The organism is Cellvibrio fibrivorans (assembly GCF_031457055.1).
GTDB lineage: Bacteria > Pseudomonadota > Gammaproteobacteria > Pseudomonadales > Cellvibrionaceae > Cellvibrio > Cellvibrio fibrivorans.
In genome coordinates this window covers 278,759-299,085 of the sequence record NZ_JAVDVX010000002.1, presented here as the reverse complement: position 1 = coordinate 299,085, position 20,327 = coordinate 278,759, and the positions used below count along the sequence as shown (strand labels likewise).

Sequence of the window (20,327 nt, the reverse complement as noted above, 5' to 3'; positions counted from 1 at the left end):
TGAATCAGTGAGAATAATAAAATGGGTGTAATTGATTTAAGTGTCATTGCCATATTTACGTTTATTGTAGTGTCTTGTGGCCTTAGTTTTTCCGGTGCAGGGAAAAGCCTCAGTGGTTTTTTCTCCGCCGGTGGCGCGCTGCCCTGGTGGATGAGTGGCTTATCGCTATTCATGAGTTTTTTTTCCGCCGGCACCTTTGTTGTTTGGGGTTCTATCGCTTATAGCTACGGATGGGTAGCTATCACCATTCAATGGACTATGTGTATAGCTGGGCTTTTAATTGGATTTTTTATCGCGGGAAAATGGCAGGCGACTCAGGTCTTAACAGCAGCCGAATTTATTAAAATTCGGCTTGGTTTAAGAGTGCAAAAAGTATATACGGTAACATTTTTAATTATTAGCACATTCTCTACCGGAACATTTTTATACCCTGTCGCTAAAATTGTACAAGTATCTACAGGCATTCCGATCACTGAAACCATTATTATTTTAGGGCTAATTATTCTCGCTTATACTGCAGTGGGTGGTTTGTGGGCCGTCATTGTGACCGACATTTTACAATTTGTAGTGCTGACGGCGGCGGTATTAATTGTAGTACCCTTAGCGCTTGATCGTATTGGCGGATTAAATGAATTTATTCAACAGGCGCCAGAGGATTTTTTTGCACCTGTTGCGGGCGAATTTACTTGGTCATTCATCTTTGCATTTGGATTATTTAATTTATTTTTTATTGCTGGGAACTGGGCCTACATTCAACGTTTCACCTGTGTATCCACACCTAAAGACGCAAAAAAAGTAGCATGGTTATTTGCCGCACTCTACTTGGTTAGCCCCTTAATTTGGATGATCGCGCCTATGGCTTATCGTTTGATAAATCCTAATTTATCCCTCAGTGAAGCCGAGGGAGCTTACTTATTGATGTGCCAAGAAGTTTTACCGGCAGGCATGTTAGGGTTAATTGTTGCAGGTATGGTTTTCGCAACCTCAAGCTCAATCAATACTGCACTCAATATTACTGCAGGCGTAATCACCAATGATGTGTACCGTATTCTTAGACCCAAATCATCAGAAAGTCATTTAGTATTTGTGGGCCGACTAGCCACTGTTTTATTAGGGTTTGGCACTATTACAGTTGCACTACTGGTGCCCTTTTTAGGCGGTGTGGTAAATGTAGTTATGACCATGGCAGCACTAACGGGAGGCGCATTATTTTTGCCTCCGGTATGGTTGTTATTTTCTCGTTTTCAAACTGGCGCGAGCATTTTGGCAACCACATTCATAAGCTTATCTGTCAATATCTTTTTTAAATTTATATCCCCCACTCTGTTCAATATCACCTTAAATCGCACCGAAGAAATGTTATTAGGCGTGCTCCTGCCTGCGCTCCTACTAGCTATATTTGAATGGCGGCTTAGAGTGCGTGGCTACGAAGCGCCTGGCCATAAAAAGATAGGCGAGTTTTCAGCTGAAAAAAATCATGAAAAAAACTCCTCTAACTTAGAAACAAAAAACACAACTGAAAATAACCGCGGTATTCGGGTGATTGCTATTGGAATTTCCGCCGTTGGTTTAACGATGTTTATTTTAGGTGTAACAGCTGAAACTGGCACCCTTATTATTACCACCATGGGCTTAGCTATTACTGCAATTGCTCTGATACTTTTAGGTAAAGATAAATTGTTTTCAAGGAGCAATTAATGAGCGACCAAGATTCTGGCGGATTTCCATGGGACATTCCTCAACAGCGCCCTAAGCGTGAGTTAAGTGCCGCAATGAGTAGACTCTATGATAATTACCAAAGCCCTCGCCCAGAGGACAATGATCTATTCAGCAGTTTTAAATATACGCGAATAGAAGGTTTTGATTACCAAGGTGATACAGGGAGAGTTTCTCGTCGAGACCCCTCTAAAATCATTAAACACAATGAAATTTTTTATGTTTGGTATACCAAACGTCACACCATCGCAGCACCCCAAGGGCCGCTTAAATGTAGCGATGAAATTCCATCAACAGATTGGGATTTAGCAGAAATATGGTACGCGACAAGCAAAGATGGCTTTAGTTGGCAAGAACAAGGAGTGGCAATCAAACGCCCACAAAAACCTGAGCTTGGCTGGCGCTCCGTGAGCACTCCTGACATTCTAATTTGGAAGGGTAGATTCTATCTTTATTATCAGGCGTTCATGGAAGCAAGTGGACTTAAGGGTGATCACTGCCCGGTAACCATGTCGATGTCTGATTCACCCAATGGCCCCTGGCAAGCCTGCGGCAATGTGGTGGTACCTAATGGTGCACCCGGTGAGTGGGATCAATACTCCATTCATGATCCTTATTTACTTATCTATAACAATAAAATTCATCTTTATTACAAAGCCGCCTTTGGTGATAGGCCTGAATATTTAGTGGCTAATGGTTTGGCTATCGCAGAATCACCATTGGGACCCTTTAAAAAACACGCCTTAAACCCCGTATTAAATTCAGGGCATGAAACATGTTTTTTCCCCTTTAAAAAAGGTATTGCTGCCTTAGCTACACGCAATGGCAATGAAAACAATACGATTCAATATGCAGAAGATGGCGTGAACTTTAGCTTAGCGGCTGTCAGCTCTTTAATGCCGATTGCAGCAGGCCCCTATGTGCCAGATGCGTTTGATGACTCCGGTAATGGGCAAGGAATCCGCTGGGGGCTAGCACATTTTTGCGACAAAGAAAAATCTGATAAAAAATTCAGCTTTCTCGGCAGATTTGATTGTAATTTAATCCCCGGCAGCAATAACACTGACATGAAAGAAACAGATCTGGTGCATAAACCTGAGGTATATTTCTATCAGAGTCTAAGCCCCGATCAAATAAAAGCTAGAAAATCCAATCCATAATTTAAATTTTAAAACATAGAATTTTCAGAGTCCCTTCATGATTACTACACCCTTTAGTTCAACATCACGTTTAAACAAAGAAATAGTTATTAATACCGACTTAGTGATTGCAGGTGGTGGTTTAGCGGGAGTTTGTGCAGCTATAACTGCAGCGCGCGCGGGCAGCCGTGTAGTATTAGTACAAGATCGTCCTGTGCTCGGTGGCAATGCCTCTTCCGAAGTTAGACTCTGGGCCCTCGGTGCCACCTCTCACATGGGCAATAATAATCGCTGGTCGCGTGAGGGAGGCGTGATTGATGAGATCATGCTTGACAACTTAAAACAAAATCAACTGGGTAATGCGCTAATTTTTGATAGTATTTTGTTAAATAAAGTTGCCGCTGAAGCTAATATCACTCTGCTGTTAAACACTGCAGTATTTCAAGTGAATAAAACCTTAGCTACAAACATAGACAGCGTTTTAGCCTTTTGTAGCCAAAACTCTACTCAATACCATATTAATGCCCCGTTATTTTGTGACGCAAGCGGTGATGGCATACTGGCTTTTAATGCTGGTGCAAGTTTTCGTATGGGTGCAGAGTCTTGCGATGAGTTTGGCGAACTCATGGCGCCTAAAAATGAAAGTACCGACTTACTCGGTCATTCGTTATTTTTTTACAGTAAAAAATTAGACCGCCCAGTGGTATTCACCAAACCTGACTTTGCTTATAGCCACGAAGAAATTGCCGCTATTCCTCGCTGCAAAAATATTAATGGCAATGATTCCGGTTGTAAGTTTTGGTGGTTAGAATTTGGCGGCGTGCTTGATACGATCTACCAAAGTGAAGATATAAAGTGGGAGCTTTGGAAAATTGTTTATGGCATTTGGGATTACATAAAAAATAGCGGAAAATTTGAAGACGTAGAAAACTTAACCTTAGAATGGGTGGGCACTATTCCGGGCAAGCGCGAAAGTAGGCGTTTCGAAGGGCATTACATGCTGAAGCAACAGGATATTGTGACGCAACACATTTTCGACGATGCAGTTTCTTACGGCGGCTGGGCGATTGATTTACATCCAGCCGAAGGCATCTATAGCGATGAGCCTGCATGCTCGCAATTTCACTCTAAAGGGGTTTATCAAATTCCCTATCGTTGTTTTGTGAGTCGTGATATTGATAATCTATTTTTAGCGGGACGCATTATCAGTGCAAGCCATATGGCTTTTGGATCCACTCGCGTAATGATTACCTGTGCCCATGGTGGTCAGGCAGTTGGCGAGGCTGCCGCCTTTTGCCGTGAGTTGAATTGCAAACCCGCTGCACTACTTGTGCCTAAACACATGCGAGAACTTCAACAACGCTTGAATCTTAATGGACAGTCAATCCCCCTGATTCCGATATCACCTTCTCTTTTAATGCAAAAAGCCAAGATTAAAGTCAGCTCCACATTCGAATTAAATGATTTGCGCCCTAATGGTGAATTCAAAACATTAGACCAAAGTTTGGCGCAATTACTCCCATTGAACGCAGGCCCGGTGCCAAAGATAAGTGTCGATGTGCGCGCACAAACGGAAAGCATTTTGATCTGCGAATTACGCATAAGCAGTAAAACCGGAAACTATACGCCCGATATTTTAGTGGAAAGAATTGAGTTACCACTTACACCAGGTGAACAAAATATCGATATAGAATTTACGGCTGAATTAAGTCAGCAACAATATGGGTTTTTATGTTTTATGCGCAATGACACCCTGAGTCTGGCGTTGAGCGACCAACGTATAACTGGGTTATGCACACTGCTTAACAAAGTGCATAAGGCTGTTTCAAACACTGGGCGCCAAGACCCGCCCGAAAATAGTGGTTTAGACGCATTTGAATTTTGGACGCCTGAGCGCCGCCCCAATGGACATAATCTTGCCTTACGCCTATCGCCCGCACTTAAACCTTATTCTGCAGAACATTTACGCGGTGGATTTACTCGTCCTTATCTCGGCACAAATGCCTGGGCTGCTAAGCTTGACGATAAAAACCCCAAGATCGAATTATCTTGGCCAGATAACGTTAAAATAAGTGAACTAAAACTGTTCTTCGATACTGATGCTGACCATGCCTTAGAGACTGTGCTGATGGAGCATCCAGAAACTCAAATGCCTTTTTGTGTACAGACTATCCGCGTACTGAATGCACATGGCGAAGAGCTATATGCCTGCGCGGGAAATTATCAAAGCATAAAAGTTATTCATTTTAACCCCCCATTGCTTTCTAATTGTTTGAATATTGAATTCTCTCATACTGAGGCTGGTGCTCCGGCCAATCTATTTGCAATTGAAGTTCTCTAAAGGTGTCACTTTTACATGCTAATGACCTTAATTAGAATCAGTAATAGATTTTTAAAAACTCGTACTTTTTCGCAAATTGTATGAGTTAGCTAAGAGTATCTTTATGGAAAATAAAGCAGACGAAAAAGATGTATGCGCCCATGTAAAGGCGGCTCAGGCGGGCGATCGATCTGCTTTTAGTAAACTGGTGCAGCTAAATCAACGTTATTTGCGCGCATTTATAGCCAGCCGCACTGAATACACTCAAGATGTAGATGACCTCGCACAAGAGGCATTTATATTGGCCTATGGGAATTTAAAAAAAATAGATGATCCTGCCGTTTTTCGTTCATGGCTTACAGGTATTGCGTTAAATCTTATCCGCAATCATCGCCGAAAGCATCTGCGCTCCACACCTCATGAACCCGACATCATTCAAGAGTTACTAGACGCACAACAATTAAGCGGGAGTATAAGCACGGAGGATACAACTGATTTTACCGGGCTTTCAGGATGCTTCTTGATGCTTGAGCCTGATCAACAGGCTATATTACGCGATCATTACGTTGAGGGTTTTAGTGTGAAACAACTCTGTGAAAAATTTACCGTAAAACATTCAACAATGACCATGCGGCTATATCGCTGCCGTGAATGGCTGCGCGATTGCATTATTAAACAGCAGCAAGGAGAAAGCGAATGAGAAATCATGATGAACAATTAATAGCGGACTATATCGCAGGCGAAAAAGTTGAGTCGCAATTAGCAGAAGCCATTGCTAAAAATCCAGATCTGTTAAATAAGCTGGCTAGTCAACGCGTCATGCACAGGCAATTGAGTCACTTATTAAATGAAAACTCAACAGATGACTTTGGGCAAAAACTAGAACAGAAACTTAATAGTCGTTATGGCGATAATAGCCAATCTGCCATACGCGACCAAACTGTAAAGATATTCAATATCAAGCGACACTGGTATGCACTAGCTGCAGCCATTAGCTTTCTTTCTTTTCTGTTTTTACTAAAGATTTTTTCCCCGGAAATTACCGAGGTAGGTGCGGTATATCGAGTTGTTTCCGCCATTTCTTCAGGCAAACCATTGACTGAAGGGCAGAAAATATCATCAGGCCCTTTTTCCTTAAACCAAGGTTATGCCGAAATCACGCTGAAAAATGGTGTTCGTCTTTTATTAGAAGCACCAATGAGTGTAGATATACTATCGGATGAGCACCTATTGTTAAGGCGCGGAAAACTAGTCGCCAATGTACCGCCAGCCGCCACCGGTTTCAAAGTTGACACGCCCAGTTCGAGCATTATTGATTTAGGTACAGAGTTTGGCGTTAGTGTTGAAGATGATGGAAAAAGTCAGGTGCACGTACTTACCGGTGAAGTAAAAGTAAGAGCCAGTACCAATCAACCCTACCAATTATTAGTTAAAGATCAAGCTCGCGCGTTTGATTTACAACAACAAGTTATTAACATTCAAAATAACCCCAATCGTTTTATGCGTAGTCTCCCTGGCCGATCAATAGCACAACCCAATTACCTGCACTGGTCTTTTGATGATTTATCACAACAAGAATTTTCCTGTATCGGCACGGGAATAGACGGCAAATGCTACAACGCAAAAGTAAATTCACTAAACAAGAAACTTGCAGGCATATCAACCGTACCAGGTAAATTTGGGAATGCCGTTAATTTTGATGGTGAAAACAGCTGGCTGGCCACTGCATATAAAGGGATCGGCGGGCACAAACCTCGAACTGTGGCTTTTTGGTTGAAAGCACCTAAAGATTTTTCTTTATCACAAGGGTTTGGAATCTTGAATTGGGGTTTGAGCGATGTGCAATCCGCATGGCAAATTTCATTGAATCCATTAGCTGTTAGTGGCCCCCTTGGTCGCATCCGTATAGGAACGAATCAAGGTGAAATAGTGGGAACTACCGACTTACGCGATGACAATTGGCATCACTTAGCAATTGTTTTATTTGGTGGCAAAGACGCAAATCTTAGTACACATGTCCTTATTTATGTAGATGGCAACTTAGAATACAGCGATCACAAATCTATAGCTAAAGTCTTTACCGACCTTAATCACCCAAATTCAAAACCATTAACCATGGGTCGTAATATTGCGTTTGATGATCAAAACACCAATCAAAATAATCGTTTTTTCCGCGGGCAATTAGATGAACTATACATCTTTGACTCGGCTCTTGATGAACCACAGATTAAAAACCTAATGAAAAAAAATACTGTTGGCCATTAGCACCAGGAACCTACCAATGAAAAACTCACAACATCTTAATCAAATTATATTGTGCATAATTAGTCTATTTTTAATAGCATCCTGCGCTGAACCAAAACACAAAAAAGGCAAGAATGATAAAATTAACCTGCTTGAAGTTAAAGAACGCATTCTGCTTGATTTTGAAAACGAGAGCGACATAAAAGCAATTGAGCTACAAAACGCCAGATCGAAACTCATTGTTAATGAGGGAAATCACGGGTTAGAAATCAATTTTGACTCACTCAACAATCATGATTCATCGGTTTACATCAACCCGTCAAACACATGGAATTTTAATGATTATGAATCAGCAGCTCTCGTGTTAGATATTGAAAATTCAACAAAAAGTTCAACCCACATCTACATATATACTTACGATAAAAGCGGAGCATTTCAACTAAGTAATGTCGCCGTACCAGCTGAATCAAATAACAGTTACTTAATTGAACTTAAAGTACCATCTTTTCTTCTTAATACCGGAATTCGCAACGACCCACCCAGTTGGCCCCATAACTATATTTCAACTATTTGGCGAGGCGGCACAAAAACACTCGACACTAGTGCAATCACATCTATTCGTCTGCTTATTTCAGGCGTATTAGAAAACAAACAATTAATCATTGATAACCTCCGCGTAGTTAAACCTAATAATTTTGACCCAGAATACCTCACTGGTTTAGTTGATGAGTATGGCCAAAATGCAAAACAAGACTTCGCTGGGAAGGTTTACAGCGCCGATCAATTACGTAGTTTTTCACAACAAGAGCAAGAAAATTTAACTGACCAACAATTCCCATCCCGTTCAACATTTAATGGCTGGATAAATGGCCCCAAGTTAAAAAGTACCGGTTACTTTCGGGCTGAGAAATATCAGGGTAAATGGTCTCTCGTTGATCCAGAAGGATATCTATTTTTCTCGAATGGTATTGCCAATATTCGCATGGCGAACACCTCAACCATTACCGGTTATGATTTTGATGCGGCCCTAATCAAACAACGAGATGCTGGCGATTACACCCCCGAAGATTCGATAGGTTTAAACACTGCCCCGAAACAAGCTTGGTCATCGCGTCATATAAGCTCCCAATTGAGGGCTGATATGTTTACTTGGCTGCCCAGCTACAGTGAAGCTGCAGGCGCCAATTATGGATATCGCCGCAGCGTACATTCTGGCAGCTTAAAAAAAGGCGAAACCTTTAGTTTCTATAGAGCTAATTTAGCCCGTAAATACGCCACGCAAAATGAAGAAGCACTAATGCAAGACTGGCGCGACACCACCATCAAACGTATGCATAATTGGGGCTTTACATCCTTTGGTAATTGGGTGGACGCTAGCTTCTATCAAATGAATAGACTTCCTTATTTTGCTAATGGTTGGATTATTGGTGACTTCAAAACAGTTAATTCAGGCAACGACTATTGGGGTGCCATGCCCGATCCATTTGACCCAGTATTTACACAGCGCACCAACAAGGCCATTAAAAAAATAGCCGATGAAGTAAAAAACAACCCATGGTGTGTAGGCGTATTTATTGATAATGAAAAAAGCTGGGGGAGCATGGGTAGCCCTTCGCTCCAGTATGGAATTGTTATCAATGGATTAAAAAAGAATGCTAATGACAGCCCCTTAAAACAGGAGTTTATCAATCATCTGAAAAATAAGTATCAGAATATAGAAAGTTTAAATACCGCATGGGATTTAAAACATACTTCTTGGGCACAGCTGTCTCGGCCGGTAGAGCTGACATCTTATAATGCACAAATGCTGGGTGACTTCTCTGAATTGCTTTATCTTTATGCTGATGCCTACTTCAGTCGCGTAGATAAAGCACTAACAAAATATATGCCGAATCATCTGTATATGGGCCCACGCTTTGCGCATTGGGCTATGACACCTGAAGTACTAAAAGCCGCCGCAAAATATGTAGATGTGATGAGCTACAACTACTATAGGGAAGGTATTGATCAACCTTATTGGGATTTTTTAGCTGAGTTAGACAAACCCAGCATTATTGGTGAATTCCATAATGGCGCCATTGACTCTGGCCTCTTAAACCCTGGGTTAATACATGCAGAATCTCAATTTGATCGCGGTGAAAAATATAAAAGCTATCTCAATAGTGTGATTGAAAACCCCTATTTTGTGGGGGCACACTGGTTTCAGTATATTGACTCGCCATTAACTGGGCGGGCTTATGACGGTGAGAATTATAATGTGGGTTTTGTAAGTGTTGCCGACATCCCCTACACACCCTTAGTAAAGGCGGCGCAAGAAGTCAATAAAAGCCTTTACATTAAGCGTTTTGGAAAATAATAAAAGAAAAACTATTTTTTTAACAATAATCGCGATCGCGAGTGTCAAACCTATTGTCGAGCTGAGGCTGTATTTATTTTCCCCGGAAATTAATGCAGCCTCAGCATCTTCATTTTGATAGTTGATATGAGAGATTCTGTATTTATGCCTTCCAGTATCCAGATGCGTAAGTTTGGATTTTACTATAACCTGGCTGACTCTTTACATATAGCTTTATCGCTTGCATCTGGGCTGATTCAGCAGCAATAAATATAGCAGGCTCACCCGCTTTCCATTCGATTTTCTTAAGGTTTTCCAGCAACAGATTACGTTTTTGATAAGGGCCAATCACCCACCTTAGTTATTTGGCTTTTTTTAATTGCTCCAACTTTTCTTGTCGCAGAGCTTCATCAGCCTCACGCAATTGCTGTTCTTTTAACAGTCTATTTTTTACATACTCATCATCAACCTGGGTTCCACATTGCAAGTAGCTAATATCACTGGTGTTACTGCAGTATTTATCTGCTTCAAATTGAGCCACACCGGAGACAATCTCCCGCCCTGTGCAAGCAGAAAGCATTAAGATAACGCAAGGTAATATGAAGATATTTTTAATATTCATTTATGAAATCCTTAAGTTTTATCTTAATTAGATTTACCACTACAAGCTAATTGCAGGGATTCATCCAATTCCAAAAATCCTGTTTAACCAAAAAAAAGATCCAACAATTGAGATATAAACATATCGCGATTGCTGGATCTTTTTATCATTGATTATTTAATAGATATTTAAAACTACGCGCGCAAAATATTATTAGGGTATCAATTCAAACTTGTCTGCATTCCACTCCCAGGTCGATGAGGTGGTGCCAGCACTAGTGACGCGAATAGTATGCGCGCCTTTGGTTAGGGCAATTTTGCTGGCAGAGCTGACTTTTTGGAAACTATCCCAACTGCCATTATTGGGCACGGCTTGAGTTAATACTTTTACTCCATCAACACTGACTTCCAGCGCAGCACCCGACATGGGTGAACTGACATAAGCGTTGAAGGTGTAGCTGCCGTCGGCCGCTACATTAACGGCGTAATCCGCCCAGTCGCCACGCTGATTGTAATTAATCGCACTTACTCCATTTACGCTATAGGTCTTAAAGCCATCGTAAACACCGCCCGTTGCTGAAAAACTTTCCGCTTGTATGATCATGGCCACCGGTGCTGGCGTAGTCGGCGAACCGACAGGTGCGCTGCCTACTTTGGTCACGCGAATTTCATCACCATTCCATTGCCATGCACTAGTACCGGTACTTTCAATGCGAACCGTATGGGTGCCTGCACCAATCGACAAATTATTTGCCAGCGTGGAGGCACTATATAACTCCCAACCACCGGTTGCAGCCAAGCTAGTGGTGCTGACATAAATACCATCAACGCTGAGCTTTGCACCTATACCGCTAGTCATTGGCGATGCAGTGGTAACTTCAATTTTGTATTGCCCATCACTCGGCAAAGTAACCAAATAGTCAGCCCAATCACCGGCAGTATTATAATTAATATTGCCGCTACCGGACTTATTAAAACCAACATAGGTATCACCCGCTACACTTGCTGTTGATTTACCTGTATCAAAATAATTTGCAAAATCAATAACCGTAGTCGCACTACTGCTACTTGAGTTGCTCAGGCTACTACTTGAAGAACTTACACTATTACTGGAGCTAGTCGCGCTGCTGGTAACCGGCTTGTATACGCGAATCCAATCCACAAACATTATGCTCTTACTAGTATCAGCCAACTCTGCTGCTGTTGGTCGTACATCGCGCCAATCTTGATGCTCCACATCAATAATAATGTGCAGCGGTTTATTGATGCCTGTGCCATTGGTAAAGTTATATGGATCAATCATCGCAGGACCGGAAACTGTACGAACTTTTACGCCATCAATGTAGTAGTCCAAATTCCAAGGGTCTTTCCAGTGCACTCCGTAAACATGCATAGCGCCACGCCAAGTGCCACCCGCCGGATTTACAACCCATGATCCCTCATCTTTTGGCTGATAGTCTTGAAACGGACTGCGAATAAATACATGGTGGCTCACATGCATACGCTGATCAAACCACTCTTGCCCTGCACGATCGCTACCATAGGATTCCATGGCATCAATTTCTTGCGTTGAATCAGCACTTAGCATCCACACCGCATTTGCCAGAGTGTTGCCGGTATGTTTTACCCGCGCCTCTAAATACAACGGATAAGTAAACGTTTCCTTGGACGAAATAATGCCGGTATAGATTTTGTTGGTGCCCGCCTTTGCACTTGATTGCAAGGCCAAAGAACCTCCCGAAGTATAGGAATGACCAGCGTTAAATTCACTATCGCCTGGGCCAGTCCAACTATTAATAAAAGAGGGATTCCAGCGTGTATTAAATTCCGCCGGTTTAACGGTGGGGCTAGCAGTGTAATTAAACTCGTCTGATATTGACTGCAACTGCCACGTTTTACCTGTTCCAGCTGCTGCAGGAATAGGAACTGAATCCCAATCGGCAGCGAATGATGCCAAAGGAGCCGACAGCAACAAAGCTGCAGCAATACATGAAGTGATTTTTTTCATTGCAAAAACTCCAAAAGTTATTTTTATATTAACGAAACCGTAAAAAATACAATCATTATTTAACAAGCTAGCTAAAGGTTAGAGTGAGCCAACTCGAGTAATTCGAATTTGATCGCCATTCCATTGCCAGCTGCTGCTACCAGTGCTTTCAATGCGCACAGTGTGGGTACCAGCACCAATGGAGATACTATTAGCCAGCGCAAATGCGCTATACACCTCCCACCCACCGGTAGAACCCACACTGATGGTTCCCACATAAATTCCATCAATAATGAGTTTTGCACCAAGGCCGCTGGTCATAGGCGATGCGGTAATAATTTCAAATTTATATTTACCGTCGTTAGGCAGCGTCACTAAATAATCACCCCAATCACCGACCGTGTTGTAATTAATATTGCCGCCACCGGACTTATTAAAACCAATATAGTTATCGCCAGAAACACTCGCCGTAACCTTACCTGTATCAAAATAATTGGCGAAATCGATCAGCTGAACTGTATTGCTTGAAGCACTGCTAGCAGCGCTACCATTACTAGACGATGAACTGGTTGTTGCGGTTACAGGCTTATAAACACGAATCCAATCCACTTTAAAGGTGTGATTACTTGCATTAGTAATTTCAGCATCCGTAGGTTGGCGCCCTTGCGCTGCATTCCAATTTTGATCTTCCATATTGATAATGATATCCATCTCTTTAGTAATGCCTTTACCACCCGTGATATTCCACGGATCTATACCATCAATGCCGTTGACGGTATTCAGTTTGTCCATCACTTTAACTAACTGGCCATTTACATAATATTCAAGGCGGGTTGGACTAACCCAATTCACACCTATACGAACCCAATTATCAGCCCAATAAGTTACCCCTGCCCCTGCGTACCAAGTGCTGGCATCGCGCGGTTGGTAATCGGTAAATGGATTGCGAATAAATAAGTGATGGCTTAAATGCAAGCGTTGCGCGAACCAATCATTGCGCGCCGCTTTGCCACCATAAGCCTCAAGAATATCAATTTCTTCTGTGTCGTCAGGGCTGAGCATCCAAACATCAGATGCCATTACCGCATTGGCAATTTTTACCCGCGCTTCAATAAATACCGGATATTTCACTCTAGTCGTTGAGGTGATGCAGCCAGCACGCGTAGCAGGAGAAGTGAATTGCTCATTAACCCCATCGAGATTTAAATCCACATCGTAGGTTTTGGTTTCACCCGCAACACGTGTTGCTTTTATTTGCAATTGCCCGCCAGACACTGAGGTGTTTTCGCGCATCCAACGAGTAGGCCCCGGCCCTTCCCAAGTGTTGTGATAAAAATTAGTCCACTTACCACCGAAGGTTGCAGCAGCTGCTGTAGCAGAAAAGTTGTAATTAAATTCATCCGACTGAGACTGTAGCTGCCAAACTTTCCCAGCACCTGCACTAGCGGGCACAGGATATGCATCCCAATCAGCAGCCAACGAAGCTACTGAGGTCAACATTAATGCAATACAGCATGAAATATGCTTTTTCATAACAAGGCTCCACGTGATTATTTTTATACTGGACGGAAAACGTTTTTTGATATGGCTTTAATTGAACTAGGTTAATTATTATTTTTATAAGTCAGGCGACATCTATGTCTAATCAATACAATCCAAATATATGTTAATTGTTAACATTATTCAATAGACAGGAAAATAACCTTTTCGTCTAAACGAAAAAAGCCGCGGTATAAGGCCGCGGCTTTGGGAATGGAAAAACATGTGGAAGATCAGCTATAGCAATTAAACAATTAGCTCAAACTATTCACCCCGATATTTTCGTCTTGATGAATAGTCACCGGCCAACCTAAGAATTGATTATTCGGACTGTTATCTGCCACATCTATTAAAAATTTAAAGGCTTGAGTGGTATAAGTTTTTGCAACCGTATCAAACACAATAAAACCAAAACCACTGCCCTTTTCATGAGCTTGAATATAGCGATTATTGGACTTGCCCACCTCGGGATTACCAACCGCATATACATAAATTTTATTACCGAAACTATCCAAATATTCACCGGTTTGTGAGTGCCCATGGGCAGGGCGATGTGCAAAAGGAATTTTTATATCGTCAGGGCGCCACCATCTCGGCCAGCCCGCAGCAATTGCCGGTGTGCAAAATGCCCAGTTACTATCGCGCTGTGCGTGAACACCATATTGCGACAATGTTCCTAAATGCGTATCGCCACAAATGTGCAATGCTTTTGAGGTGCGCATGATTTCAATTGCGCGATTGCGTGCACTGGCAGGCCAACCACTGGAGTCAAAATCATATTTTAAATATTTGGTGGGCAACGGCTGATGCGTTGAGATGCCAGCAAAAACGGTTTGACTCAACACGGCTTTTAATGAATGTCCACGCCAATCATTCGCCCATTGCGCTAAAAACTCTTCTTGCCTTGTACCTAAAAGCTGTAAATCAGAACGATCAAAATCAGGGTTAACAAAGGTTGGAGCTTCACCGTTACCGGTCACGCCTACAACAATATTCAATCGATCAGGACCGCTCTTCCACTGGCGATCCGCCAGAATAATAAAACCAACATCGCCATACACTAAATCGGTGTAATACACATTCATGCCGCGCAGTGAAGGGGTTGGATCATGGGGGTCTGGAAGATGTGCCGTATTAGTTTTATGTACGGTATTCACTACACGTATCGGAAGCGCATAACCGCCCCACATATCCACGTTGCCATCAATAATAGGGGCATCAGATGAAACCATTGCGCCAGCTTCGCCCCATAAATTGCCCTGCATAATATCGTGATCATCGGGCAAACAAAGAGTGGGCGCATTGCGCATTACATCGCGAAACGCCCAACCGAATTGATAAAACTTGCGCAGATAATTTAACAGCGCTGGCTCAGCAGGCGTGCGAATTAAACCAAAACCACCGTGGTTCTCATAAAGTTGGTCACCCGAAAAAAATACCAAATCCGGGTTTAACTTGGCAACATTTGTCGCAACAGGGGCATAGGGAAAAGCATAATCATTTTGGCAAGTCAGTGCTGCCATGCGCAAATTTCTACCCACTGGATTGGCTTTAATAGTACCGGAAAAATAATCCGACACCTGACTACCATCCCGACGCTGCTCGCGATAAACCACACGATACGCAGTAACTTCTTTTTCATTCCAGTGCGAAATACGGAATGTAGCCACCCAAGCATCTGAATCTAACGGCGCCTTGGCTATAGTTTTCCAACTGCCAGACTTCTGCACCTGCAATTCAACTTCATGGCTATCTTGCGCCCCCATAGGGCCAGTCAAGGCGCTCAACTTCAATACAAAACCTTCATCGCTGCGGCTATCACTTAGGCTGTACATAGTCCATAAAATGGGACCAAATTTTTGTTCGGGTAGATTGCTAAATGCATTGCCTTGCAGTGTCCATTTTGAAAACCGATAGGTGGTCCCTTTTGGGTTCGCCGCGATTTCCGAAGAAATTGCAAAGTTACTGACCACAGCGACATTACCCATGATGTGATCGGTTGCAACCAAATCATCTATTTGGCCAATTAGTTTGCCTGTGTCGACCAACCTTGCTTCAAGGGTCAATGCATATACACCAATACGCGGCTCACCAGAGAGCTTCAATTCAACTTCAGCATCACCCAAGGATTGCAGTAATTCGACGCGCTTAGCGCCCAATGCAAGTTGATTGTGGATAATTCCGGCATCAAAGCCTTTTTGCACAAAACAGTTACTGCGATACTCTTTAATATCGCTATTCACACCAATGCGAATACCGGCACCGCCATCTTGCTCGCCGACAGTCAATTTTTTTATGCGCACCGCAATAGAGAAAATACCTGATACATTTGCTAATTGATGTGTTAACGAATGTATGCTGCGATTTCCGCCGGTACTCAAACACTCAGCCCCACCATTAACAATACGCCAATCCTCCATTGGGTTAGCCCAATAGTCGCCGCCGATCCATACCCGATCATGGCTATTGCTCCAAGTATCAGCTACCGATGAATCAAGCAGCTGTTGTGTTACTGGCTTATCATTGCTCGTGTTTACAGAACAGCCAATAGCACTAGTTGCCAGACCTGCAACTGCCAGCTTTAATGCATCGCGACGTGAAAAAAAATCATTCATAAAACATCCGGTATTTATCAAATATGGGAATTGGAAATCTGCATTGCATGTAGTGATTACATATTTCATCGTTAAAAAAAGAGCCAGCCATTACTGACTAGCTCCTTCGTTCTGAAACGATCATAAACACTATTATTTTTTCGCGCGGCGAGTATACATTTCACCGTGCAGCTCTTTGGCGGCTTTCACCATAGGTGCATAGGGTGTATCAGTCACCGACACAAAACCTACATTGTAGTTTTCACCATCATAGGAGCGGCCAGTTACCGGTGAATCCATATACTGGAACCAATGTGCACCAATAAAATAAGGATTATCGACAACCGTTTCCATGTACTCTTTATACATTTTTGCACGATCTTCCTGATTGGCCGCATGCACCAAGCCTGGGTGGAACAAACCTGACTCCGTTGTGCCTACATGGAATTCACCGATTATGCTGGGTTTATCCAGCTCCGCTAAAAACGTCCATTTATTTTTGGTTAAACCTTCTTTATAGAAGTTATAGCTAACAACATCGGCGTATTTTGCCGCTGCTTTAACTACATCTTTTGGCATTCCCCAATCTGCAAAACGCACACCCAAGTACAGGTGATTAGGCATATATTGTGTTAAGGCGCCCTCAACAATTTTGAAATACTCTTCAGCATACTGGGTAAATAACAGACTGAAATCTTGCAATTGAACATCGTTGTTAATGCCAGTTTTTACACCTTTTTGAAATGCATCCCAGGATTCAACTGAGGTTCCCCATGCGGTATTTAATGCTGCTATATCCACATACTTTTCTTTCATCAACTGCGTAAATTTATTTTTAGTTGGCGAATCTGCGCCATCGCGAGTCAGTGTATTTAACACTATGCCATATTCAGACTCTTTGCTTTCTGAGCGCCCCCAGCTTTTTTCGTTATCAATAAATACGCCGACACACCAAGGGCTATTTTTAGTTTCTTCAGCAATAGCCTTGGCCGTGGCAAGTGCGCGCTCTTTAAATACCGGATCAAATGGATCAGGCAAACCACCCCAAAAATCATTGCCACTGGAAACTGTTTTGAAGTTGCCAATAATCCAGCCATTGGCAAAATAAGGAATGCGTTGATTGCTGTAGAATTTTGGATCAGTCCAGTTTCCTAGCGAGGTGAAACCCCAATTCAACATGCGATCCACAGTAACTTTTTCCCATTGGCGCAAATAGGAATCAGGTTCTGTTTCACCGTATTTACGCTCAAGATTGGCACTATAGAAACTAAAGGCTTCACCTTTTAGCAGTGGGCCTGAGTGGGCATCGCGATTGTAATCATAGTGATTACCCAAAGGGTCAGTATGCTTGGGCAACCACTCAAACATGTCGGCGCGAGTTTTAGAAACCAAATGACGGGTTTTTTGCGCCTCATCTGAGATAAGGATTTTTCCTTTCGAATCTTCGGGAGTCAAATCATCGGCACTGCGCTGTTCAATAGTTGTAGCATCGTAATCATAGCCGGTCATAGTGTATGCATTAGCCAAACGTATGATGTCCAATCCTGTCGCAAAATAGAGATACCCTTCTGGATCAACCAACCACCATTTTCCATCGACTTTTTTAGGATAAAAATAGCCTGTTGCAGGTTGTTTCGGGCCATTTTTCCAACCGCCAAATGTAGATCTATCGGCTAATGGCGCACCGTTATTTAGCTCTTTTAACTCGCTCTGGGTTGCTGCTTGCAACTCTGCCTCAGAATGAATCTTACCGGCAAAATCCACTTTGGCTGGCTGGCCAAACTTATCGACCAGATTGACCAGGAAATCTTTATTCATTGCAGGGCTTTTAATAACCCGAATATTGTCGAGGGTGATTTCTTTATTGTGCAAAGCATATTGAACACTTAAGGATATGCGCTTAATAGCGGACAAATCCAAATTCATAACGCCCCACATCCAAATGAACTGCACATCGTCGCCCGACCAAGTCGGCGGGTTGCCACGCAATCCTGAGGCCGCATTTAACTCCACCTTGGAATCCGGATTTGCACTGACCATATCGTGGCCACTTAACTTGGAATAATAAACGCGGGACTTGCCTACCGGCACACTGACGCTGCGGGTAAAGTTGTTGCCTTTTGCGTCAGACACGTCCAGGAATAGCTGTACGGAATGTTCGCCATCATTGGCTATATCAAAGGCAAGGCTGGCATCGCCAATATCACTCCAATTCCAGGCATCTGATTTTGGCTGGATAACTAAGGAGGTGTATTCATGCTCAACAGAGTGAAACTTTACTTTTAATGCTTGTGAGGCAGAGCTATTGTTCGGCGATGTTTTTACCAAGCTACCTTCAGCGTTAAAAAAACTGATTTCCGCTGGTAACTGCTCGCCCTCAAAATCAAACAACACTTTATCCGCGGGCGTTGATTTAACCTCGGATACAGCAGCGCCCTTGTCTGCCGCCTCTTCCTGACAGGCGATTAAGAACAGCGCAGCCACACTAAGCACACTGGTTTTCAGAAAGAATGTAATGGATCGATCAAGCTTATAACTCGAGCTCATCATGAATCACCTGTTTTTAGTTTATATATTGAAGTGTTATTGATAATCGCGATTTCTTAAAAAAAACCTTATGAAACAACCAATTTCCCTAGTGCCGCAGCCTCTTTTGTCAACAATAAACAATATACACCATGCTGGAATTTTATCAACCTCGCTAAACGCCCCCCTTAACAAATCCAGACATAGGCATATGCTGCATGTCAAATAAATGACATTCCTGGTTTTATTCGTGCCATTTATAACCAATACAATTTGCTACATTAATTCGACTTAGTGTGCCGATCTATTGCAGCGCATCAATAATGACGTACCAGACCTAGGGTTCAGCAACCCGCTGCAGCATGGTGGTTTTGAATTTTTTTGGCGTCACACCAAAGAGCTTTTTAAATTGGGAAATAAAGTGCGAGGGGCTGGAAAAATTGAGCTCATAACTGATCTCAGTGATGGAAAACTGGCTTTGGCTTAACATTCGCGCAGCGCTGTAAAGCCGATGTTTAACATTGTAATCAGAGTAATTACAGCGAAACACGGATTTAAATAAGCGTGAAAAATACGCGGGCGAGACACAACACAACTCCGCCGCTTGCTCCAAGGAAAGCTCAACACTTTTATTGTGGCGAAACAAATTAATTACCGGCTCCAGTTTTACATAGCCGGAGGATTTTAACAGCGTGTCATAGTGCGGTGGTTTTAATGGCGTTGCGCGCTCTGCCACCCAGGTTAATAGCGCGCGCAATAATGCCTGACTGCGATTGCCGGAGGGTGATTCACGATAAGAATCCAGCAACCATTTTGACAGGGTTTGAATAGCACTTGCATCCTCAGGTTTCAGGCGTAAGTGCATTCCATATTTAAAGAAATCCTCTGCCTGCTCTAGCCCAGGGGCCAGCAAAATGGCAGGTAAAAACTGGATGATATACCAGGATTTATTGCGCGATGACAGCTCAAAATCATGGGTTTCCAGTGCGGGAGTGAAGACGAGATCCTGATCACATAAAGCTGACTTGCCCTGACTGTAAAAAAAAGTTCCCTCAATAGAATCAAAGACGATAAGTTCGTGAACTTCATGAAAATGCATAAAACAGGAATAGGGAGAGTCCTCCGAATACACCACATGATGGATTTCAAAATCATAACCATGCTGTATGCAAAACGGCTCACAATATACGTTGTTTTTGCCCATGCTCATTTTCCAGTAGTCAATATTTTTGAAGCAAAGTTGATTATATTTTTAATGCGATAGCAATATTTTTTAGCTGTAGCCGACCATCAACAATGAAAATCAAATTAATTCTAGTCTATATAT

At 42.6% G+C, this 20,327-nt stretch carries 13 protein-coding genes; 6 read left to right on the top strand and 7 right to left on the bottom strand.

Going from position 1 to position 20,327, the window contains the following annotated elements; all coding sequences use genetic code 11:
* Positions 1-21 precede the first annotated feature (21 nt).
* From J2X05_RS06145 to J2X05_RS06120, 6 genes are all read left to right on the top strand, one after another.
* Entirely contained in the window at positions 22-1,698 is a 1,677-nt protein-coding gene (locus tag J2X05_RS06145) for a sodium:solute symporter family protein (protein WP_151030837.1), read from the top strand.
* A complete protein-coding gene (locus J2X05_RS06140) occupies positions 1,698-2,876 on the top strand; it encodes a glycoside hydrolase family 117 protein (RefSeq protein ID WP_310070120.1) in 1,179 nt (392 codons plus the stop codon). The genes J2X05_RS06145 and J2X05_RS06140 overlap by 1 nt, the downstream gene beginning before the upstream one ends.
* Before the next feature lie 37 nt (positions 2,877-2,913).
* Positions 2,914-5,196, top strand: a complete 2,283-nt coding sequence (locus J2X05_RS06135; protein WP_310070118.1) for an FAD-dependent oxidoreductase — start codon at positions 2,914-2,916, stop codon at positions 5,194-5,196.
* Positions 5,197-5,299: 103 nt separating this feature from the next.
* Positions 5,300-5,875 carry an RNA polymerase sigma factor gene (locus tag J2X05_RS06130; RefSeq protein ID WP_310070116.1) on the top strand — a complete coding sequence of 192 codons (576 nt, stop codon included), beginning with the start codon at positions 5,300-5,302 and terminating at the stop codon, positions 5,873-5,875.
* Entirely contained in the window at positions 5,872-7,440 is a 1,569-nt protein-coding gene (locus J2X05_RS06125; RefSeq protein ID WP_310070114.1) for a LamG-like jellyroll fold domain-containing protein, read from the top strand. The genes J2X05_RS06130 and J2X05_RS06125 overlap by 4 nt, the downstream gene beginning before the upstream one ends.
* 16 nt (positions 7,441-7,456) lie before the next feature.
* Positions 7,457-9,775, top strand: coding sequence for a beta-galactosidase (locus J2X05_RS06120; protein ID WP_310070111.1), 2,319 nt, complete (start codon positions 7,457-7,459; stop codon positions 9,773-9,775).
* A gap of 142 nt (positions 9,776-9,917) precedes the next feature.
* Here the strand turns inward: J2X05_RS06120 and J2X05_RS21155 are convergent, their stop codons facing one another.
* The 7 genes from J2X05_RS21155 to J2X05_RS06090 form a co-directional block, all read right to left on the bottom strand.
* Complete coding sequence (locus tag J2X05_RS21155) at positions 9,918-10,106, bottom strand: SIP domain-containing protein (protein WP_151030832.1); 189 nt, start codon at positions 10,104-10,106, stop codon at positions 9,918-9,920.
* Between the two features lie 9 nt (positions 10,107-10,115).
* Complete coding sequence (locus J2X05_RS06115) at positions 10,116-10,376, bottom strand: BON domain-containing protein (RefSeq protein WP_151030831.1); 261 nt, start codon at positions 10,374-10,376, stop codon at positions 10,116-10,118.
* Between the two features lie 192 nt (positions 10,377-10,568).
* Positions 10,569-12,362 carry a carbohydrate-binding protein gene (locus J2X05_RS06110; RefSeq protein ID WP_151030830.1) on the bottom strand — a complete coding sequence of 598 codons (1,794 nt, stop codon included), beginning with the start codon at positions 12,360-12,362 and terminating at the stop codon, positions 10,569-10,571.
* 78 nt (positions 12,363-12,440) lie between these two features.
* Positions 12,441-13,874 (bottom strand): carbohydrate-binding protein, encoded by a 1,434-nt coding sequence (locus J2X05_RS06105; RefSeq protein ID WP_151030829.1) that lies wholly within the window; start codon positions 13,872-13,874, stop codon positions 12,441-12,443.
* Positions 13,875-14,134: 260 nt separating this feature from the next.
* A complete protein-coding gene (locus tag J2X05_RS06100) occupies positions 14,135-16,495 on the bottom strand; it encodes an alkaline phosphatase D family protein (RefSeq protein ID WP_151030828.1) in 2,361 nt (786 codons plus the stop codon).
* Positions 16,496-16,627: 132 nt separating this feature from the next.
* Entirely contained in the window at positions 16,628-19,024 is a 2,397-nt protein-coding gene (locus J2X05_RS06095; protein ID WP_310070105.1) for a beta-galactosidase, read from the bottom strand.
* Between the two features lie 313 nt (positions 19,025-19,337).
* On the bottom strand, positions 19,338-20,204 hold the full coding sequence (locus J2X05_RS06090) for an AraC family transcriptional regulator (protein ID WP_310070101.1): 867 nt from the start codon (positions 20,202-20,204) through the stop codon (positions 19,338-19,340).
* Positions 20,205-20,327: the final 123 nt, after the last annotated feature.

Coding starts and splice junctions, on each gene's coding strand:
- J2X05_RS06145 (WP_151030837.1), top strand. CDS start 22: ATGGGTGTAATTGATTTAAGTGTCATTGCCATATTTACGTTTATTGTA.
- J2X05_RS06140 (WP_310070120.1), top strand. CDS start 1,698: ATGAGCGACCAAGATTCTGGCGGATTTCCATGGGACATTCCTCAACAG.
- J2X05_RS06135 (WP_310070118.1), top strand. CDS start 2,914: ATGATTACTACACCCTTTAGTTCAACATCACGTTTAAACAAAGAAATA.
- J2X05_RS06130 (WP_310070116.1), top strand. CDS start 5,300: ATGGAAAATAAAGCAGACGAAAAAGATGTATGCGCCCATGTAAAGGCG.
- J2X05_RS06125 (WP_310070114.1), top strand. CDS start 5,872: ATGAGAAATCATGATGAACAATTAATAGCGGACTATATCGCAGGCGAA.
- J2X05_RS06120 (WP_310070111.1), top strand. CDS start 7,457: ATGAAAAACTCACAACATCTTAATCAAATTATATTGTGCATAATTAGT.
- J2X05_RS06115 (WP_151030831.1), bottom strand. CDS start 10,376: ATGAATATTAAAAATATCTTCATATTACCTTGCGTTATCTTAATGCTT.
- J2X05_RS06110 (WP_151030830.1), bottom strand. CDS start 12,362: ATGAAAAAAATCACTTCATGTATTGCTGCAGCTTTGTTGCTGTCGGCT.
- J2X05_RS06105 (WP_151030829.1), bottom strand. CDS start 13,874: ATGAAAAAGCATATTTCATGCTGTATTGCATTAATGTTGACCTCAGTA.
- J2X05_RS06100 (WP_151030828.1), bottom strand. CDS start 16,495: ATGAATGATTTTTTTTCACGTCGCGATGCATTAAAGCTGGCAGTTGCA.
- J2X05_RS06095 (WP_310070105.1), bottom strand. CDS start 19,024: ATGATGAGCTCGAGTTATAAGCTTGATCGATCCATTACATTCTTTCTG.
- J2X05_RS06090 (WP_310070101.1), bottom strand. CDS start 20,204: ATGGGCAAAAACAACGTATATTGTGAGCCGTTTTGCATACAGCATGGT.